This is a genomic window from Psychrobacter sp. AOP7-C1-14 (genome assembly GCF_052376135.1).
Lineage (GTDB): Bacteria > Pseudomonadota > Gammaproteobacteria > Pseudomonadales > Moraxellaceae > Psychrobacter.
This window is the reverse complement of sequence record NZ_JBQSVH010000018.1, coordinates 57,985-64,409: the sequence shown is the minus strand read 5'-3', so window position 1 is coordinate 64,409 and position 6,425 is coordinate 57,985. Positions and strand designations below refer to the sequence as shown.

Annotated in this window: 5 protein-coding genes and 2 tRNA genes; 2 read left to right on the top strand and 5 right to left on the bottom strand. The window is 43.1% G+C overall.

All coding sequences use genetic code 11. The features are described 5' to 3' along the window. Positions 1–681, top strand: a 681-nt coding sequence (locus tag ACT3QN_RS11295) for a DUF3025 domain-containing protein (protein ID WP_444529213.1), incomplete at its 5' end; no start/stop codon positions are given. A gap of 296 nt (positions 682–977) precedes the next feature. After that, positions 978–3,815, top strand: coding sequence for an aconitate hydratase (locus ACT3QN_RS11290; RefSeq protein WP_444522993.1), 2,838 nt, complete (start codon positions 978–980; stop codon positions 3,813–3,815). Between the two features lie 94 nt (positions 3,816–3,909). Here the strand turns inward: ACT3QN_RS11290 and ACT3QN_RS11285 are convergent, their stop codons facing one another. The 5 genes from ACT3QN_RS11285 to ACT3QN_RS11265 form a co-directional block, all read right to left on the bottom strand. Next, positions 3,910–4,563, bottom strand: a complete 654-nt coding sequence (locus tag ACT3QN_RS11285) for a LysE family translocator (protein ID WP_444520707.1) — start codon at positions 4,561–4,563, stop codon at positions 3,910–3,912. Between the two features lie 429 nt (positions 4,564–4,992). Continuing rightward, positions 4,993–5,068, bottom strand: a tRNA-Glu gene (locus ACT3QN_RS11280). A gap of 150 nt (positions 5,069–5,218) precedes the next feature. Further along, positions 5,219–5,294: transfer RNA gene (locus ACT3QN_RS11275), tRNA-Ala, on the bottom strand. A 122-nt stretch (positions 5,295–5,416) separates the two neighbouring features. Next, positions 5,417–5,782, bottom strand: coding sequence for a hypothetical protein (locus ACT3QN_RS11270; RefSeq protein WP_444522992.1), 366 nt, complete (start codon positions 5,780–5,782; stop codon positions 5,417–5,419). Between the two features lie 116 nt (positions 5,783–5,898). Next, complete coding sequence (locus tag ACT3QN_RS11265) at positions 5,899–6,408, bottom strand: hypothetical protein (protein WP_444522991.1); 510 nt, start codon at positions 6,406–6,408, stop codon at positions 5,899–5,901. Positions 6,409–6,425: the final 17 nt, after the last annotated feature.

Genomic DNA, 6,425 nt, shown 5'->3' with positions numbered 1-6,425 from the left:
CAGTTCGTCTCTCAAAATGCATTACCTGAAGGGGAAGCTTATGAGCAATTTATTGGTACAACTGGCAACATTCCGACGCGTGATAACTTGCATGACTTGTTTAATGGCAGTATTTGGCTGACCTTTCCGAAGACTAAAGCGGTGCTGAACTACTACCATACGCTAGAAATCGAAAAGCAGGGTATCAGTGAGCGTCGAGGGCGTGTGCGCGACACTATTACTGTCTTTGATGAAAATGGCGCAGTACTAGTGACTTCTGATGCTAGTATCGGTGATGCATTAGTCAGTTTCGACTGGCAGGCAAGTTTAGTGAAGCCTCGTGCTAAATGGGACAACCCAGCACAACCAGATGCAAGTGCCCAAGCCGCAGTTTATATCTTTGGGCATGCACTGCTTGAGCAGTTGGTATCCCCACGCAAGCCGCTGTGCGCTCACAGCATTGTCATTCATGTTGCACAAGAATTCTTTACTCTACCATTAGCTGAGCGAATGAATTGCTTAGATAGCAAGGTTGCTGAATACATGGACACATTGTTATCAAACGATGATGTCAAACCACGCCAGCTTGCACCGTTACCTATTTTGGGTGTGCCGCATTTTTGGTCAGCAAATAAGGCTGCTGATTTCTACGAAGACAGTTATGTATTCCGCAGTGGACGACGTAAAAAAAATAAAAATTGAATAGGAACAAATCATTTAAAGATAGCTCGCTAAACCGTTGTTACGTTTACGTTTGTCCCACGATTCGATAACGTCCAGACGTTAACAAAGCCTTGTATGTTTGTTATGGTAAAAGGGAGTTTCTGTTAACCATTACAGATATGATTATCTCTTTTGTTAACACTGACTTATATCAGACAGTCTCGCGAAACTGCTCTGTTGATGCAGAACAGATTAATCATTTATCGAGCCACCAGTCACACATAAACCTATAATAATTTATGTTCAGGATTTATAACAACGATAAGGAAGCTATCATGAGTGATGTTTTTGATGTAAAAGACACCCTTTCAGTCGCTGGCAAGGAACATGCCTACTACAGCCTGCCAAAGCTGACCGAAACTTACGAGCATATCAAAACGCTACCGTTTTGTATGAAAGTAGTACTAGAAAACCTACTACGCAATGAAGACGGTGGTCAGTCAGTTGGAAAAAACCATATCGAAGCGGTTGCCAACTGGGATGCAGGCGCCGAGGCGTCAAAAGAAATCGCCTTTATGCCAGCGCGTGTGGTTTTGCAAGACTTCACAGGTGTACCTTCAGTGGTCGATTTGGCTGCAATGCGCGATGCGGTGGTCGAGCTGGGCGGTAAGGCTGAGCAGATCAACCCATTTATCCCTAGTGAGTTGGTAGTCGATCACTCTGTACAGGTGGATGCCTATGGCCGCGAAGACGCACTAGATCTCAACGAAAAAATTGAATTCAAGCGTAACAACGAGCGCTATGAGTTTTTGCATTGGGGCAAACAAGCGTTTGAAAACTTTGTCGTAGTGCCACCAGCGACAGGTATTGTGCATCAGGTTAACCTTGAGTATTTAGCCCGTGTTGTGATGGCAGCAGATGTTGATGGCGAACTGATGGCTTATCCAGACACTGTATTTGGTACAGACAGTCATACCACGATGATTAATGGTATTGGTGTGCTTGGTTGGGGTGTGGGCGGTATCGAAGCTGAAGCTGCGATGCTAGGTCAGCCGTCATCGATGCTAATTCCGCAAGTGGTCGGATTTGAGCTAAAAGGCAAGTTAACCGAAGGCGTCACAGCAACCGATTTGGTACTCCGTGTGGTAGAGATGCTACGTGCACATGGTGTAGTTGGTAAATTCGTTGAGTTTTATGGTGAGGGCTTACACAGTATGCCGCTTGCGGATCGCGCGACTATTGCCAATATGTCACCAGAGTACGGTGCGACCTGTGGTATTTTCCCGATTGATCAGATGGCAATTGATTACCTACGTCTATCAGGCCGTGACGAAGAGCAAATTGAGTTGGTTGAAAAATATGCTAAGGCGCAAGGCTTATGGCATGATGCCGATACACCAGCTGCGACTTATTCGAGCAAGTTAGAGTTAGATCTATCTTCAGTACAACCAGCACTGGCTGGACCTAACTTACCTCAACAGCGTATCAACTTATCAGATATGCACGAGAAGTTTGGCGAAACGCTAGAGAAGATGAACAAAGACCGTAAAGTAGAAGCGGATGGTAAGATACGTTTTGATCAAGAAGGCGGTGAGCAAGAACAGGCAGAGGATCTCGCAGCTGAGCCAAATATCGAAGTCGATACAAGCGATGATGATCTTAAGCATGCTCCAGCAAATAATGTTTTCTCGAATGTCAGTATCGATGACAAACAGCACAAATTAAGAGATGGTTCTGTGGTTATTGCCGCCATCACTTCTTGTACCAATACCTCAAACCCAGCAGTTATGATTGGTGCGGGTCTGGTGGCCAAAAAAGCGGCTGCTAAAGGGCTTAAGGCCAAACCATGGGTAAAAACATCATTGGCACCAGGTTCAAAAGTGGTGACTGATTACCTAGAAAAAACCAACCTCATGGATGAGCTAGAAAAAACAGGCTTCTACCTAGTAGGTTATGGTTGTACGACTTGTATCGGTAACTCAGGCCCACTGCCTGAAGCTATCGAAAAGGGTATCGAAGAAAATGATTTGGTTGCTTCTGCAGTGCTGTCGGGTAACCGTAACTTTGAAGGTCGTATTCATTCACATGTGAAGGCCAGTTACTTGGCGTCACCACCGCTAGTAGTAGCCTATGCACTGGCAGGTACGGTCGATATTGACCTAACGACCCACCCACTAGCACAAGATCAAGATGGTAATGATGTCTACTTAAAAGACATCTGGCCAACCTCAGAAGAGATTAACGAGCTGATTGCCAACAACATCGATGCGGATATGTTCCGCAAAAACTACGGCGAAGTATTTGATGGTAGTGCAGCGTGGAACGCAATCAGTTCAGCGGATAGCCAGCTATATCCATGGAATGAAGGATCGACCTACATTAAGAATCCACCGTTCTTTGATGGTATGACCATGGAGCCAGAAGGTATTCTTGATATCGAAGGCGCGCGTATCTTAGGTCTATTTGGTGACTCAATTACCACTGATCATATTTCACCAGCGGGTAATATCGATCCAGACTCACCAGCAGGCAAGTACTTGCAAGAGCGCGGTGTGATGGAAGCAGACTTCAACAGCTATGGCTCACGCCGTGGTAACGATGCAGTTATGACTCGTGGTACTTTCGCCAATATCCGTATCAAAAATACCATGATGGGCGGTAAGGAAGGCGGTTATACCTACTACTTCAAAGATGACAGCGCTACGCTACAGGATGGTGAAGAAATGCCAATCTATAATGCGGCGATGAAGTATAAAGAAGATAAGCGTCCGCTTGTTGTACTGGGTGGGGCAGAGTATGGCTCTGGTTCGAGCCGTGACTGGGCAGCAAAAGGAACAATCCTGCTAGGCGTAAAAGCGGTATTGACCAGCTCGTTTGAGCGTATTCACCGTTCGAATCTCGTCGGCATGGGCGTGCTCCCATTGACGTTCAAAGATGGTCAAAATGCAGAGACCTATAAACTAGACGGTTCTGAAGTGCTCAGCATCACGGGTCTAGATAATGGCGAAAGTAAAACTGCCAACGTTACGGCTACACGTGCTGATGGATCAAGCGAGACTTTCGAGGTAAATGTCGGTCTGCAAACGCCAAAAGAGCGTGAGTATGTGCGTCATGGCGGTGTATTGCACTATGTACTACGTCAATTGGCTGCTGAGAGTAAAGAAGCAAGCTAGTGTTTAGTTAAGTTTAATATAAAAAAGCCCAATCTCCTTCAAAGTGGGGGATTGGGCTTTTTTATGGAAGATAGTTTTTTCGTTACTGTACTCTTTAAGCCTTCTCAGTCAACAGCTTAATACCTAAGCCAAAAAAGACAACGCCACTGACTTTATTCAATACTGTCTCAACAGATGGCTTTTCGCGCAGACTTTTGCTAAAGCGTGACGATAACAGAGACAGACAGGAAAACCAGATAAAGCCAGTAATAGCAAAGGTAATGCCCAGCATTAGAAATGACAACATACCATAAGCATAGCTAGAGTCGATAAACTGAGGGAGGAAGGCTAGAAAGAATAGTGCGACCTTTGGATTAAACACATTGGTCAATACGCCTTGCTTATAAGTCTGCCAACCTTCTTTGCCATGTTTGTTGGCAACGCTTTGATCACTAGCTAGGCTACTGGCTATCGAGTTTGAGTTTTTACTGAGCAACATTTTCAAACCTAAATAGCATAAGTAAGCTGCACCAATGTATTTAACGATCATAAATGCCATCGGTGAGCTGGCGAGCAATACTGATAACCCTAAGGATGCCAGTAGCGTATGTACCAAAATACCTGAGGTAATGCCCAGTACAGAATGAAACCCAGCGGTCTGTCCTTGTGAAACGCTACGAGTAATAATGTAGATACTATCAGTACCTGGCGTTAGGTTTAATAAAATAGCCGCTAAGATAAACCCTAGATAATTCTCGATACCAAACATCGCAATCACTTCCCTTTAATCACACTAAGCCCATCATTTATAGTATGTGGCTGCACTTTATAAAAACGCTCATCAGGTCGATATTAACGAGTATTAGATAGGTTGGCAATAGCGCTATTAATAATAAACTATAGTCGATACACTCTAAAAATGTCATAGCACTACTGGGATGAATTTTGCGCAGCCTCTGGGAACGCAGCACGCAAGTAAAATTTATACCAGTAGCGCGTTTAAATCCATAACATTTTTACATTCAGCTGACTATAACGGCAGTAGAATATAGAAGACTAGCGGTAGTAGAATATAGAATTTTGAAAAACGACAGGCATAAAAAATCCCAGTCACCGTATGATGACTGGGATTTTTTATTGTTCGCTTATTAGTCTAATCTGATGCTAGGCAAAAGTGCTAATAAGTGACGCCGAATAGTGGCGTCCCCAGGGGGATTCGAACCCCCGTTACCGCCGTGAAAGGGCGGTGTCCTAGGCCTCTAGACGATGGGGACGCATAGAGTGTTATAACCAGTGGTTATAACGGTACTTCACAATATCAGATGGCTTATTATAAATAAGCATTGCCTAGGTGCTGATATTGTCCTACTAGCGAGTATTTATTATTACGTTTCAGTAATACTGAGCGTTGCTATAAATAAGTATGGTGGAGCTAAACGGAGTCGAACCGTTGACCCCTTGCATGCCATGCAAGTGCTCTACCAACTGAGCTATAGCCCCTCGCTAAGAGTGTGCGTATTTTATGTAAGAGCAGCAGTCTTGTCAACAACTATTTTAAAAATAATTCATAAATATGCAAAAAAAAGCGTTTTAGCCTATTTTAAAGGCTCAAAAAGCCCAAATTAGCGTGGATTTTGCTTGATGGCAATCTCTTTGATGGCTTTATCGGTATAAAAATCTTCTTCGCTACCATCAGAAAAGACAATCGCACAGCACTCAGTTGGCACATATTGACCACCTTTTTCGCGGATCGTTCTTATACCTTTGACACCAATGATGTCATATTCGCTCAATTTATCCAGATTATGCTTGGTGTAGCCACAGTAAGTGCTATATATCCATTTTAAATCTTCGAAGTCTTGGCCCTTTGTTAAGGTCAAAGTTGCGTCGAAAAGCTCCTTTACGACGGCGTCATAGTATTTTTGTGCTTCTTTTAATGTGTTAAAGACATAATCTTTGCTTTCTATCGTGACGGTTTTGGCAGCCATGTTTGTTTCCAGTTCATAAGAAAGTTTAGCGAGTTATAAAATATACAATCCATCTATTTTATAGGTTCTTATCTAGAACTTGTGCATTTTATAAATATACTATTCGACATAGACTATTAGATGGCATCACCACCAGCACTATTCCATGCTTTGGTAAAGCCTATTACTGGAAAATTAAGAGTTTCATTATTGTATTGGATTTTAATGGGTAAGGTAGTCTTTTTAAATAACTTAGTGACATAGTTATTGCCACGTTCTGTTGCAGGAGTTAGTTCGAAGCAATACTGGTCCACGTCTGTAAATTTTTTACACCAGCGTAGCATCTTAACTGCCTGTCCGTTAAATACCATTGTATATCTACTGGGGACAGTAGTTTTAAAACTACAAACATCAGAGGTATCGACATAGTGATCGCTGAAGTATAGCCCCTGATGTCCTGACGCTGAATGAGTAATATTAGCTATAAGGATTTTGGAATCTTCACTACTGCCACTCATATACATAACCGATGCACTTCTATCGCCATAATCTCCCCATGTAAATGGCATTTGAAAACCAGTTGCAAAGCTTGGCGCAATCAAAAAGCTACTTGCGAGTAAAGGTGTCATGAGATTAATAATTTTCAAATCTTTAATCTCCAATT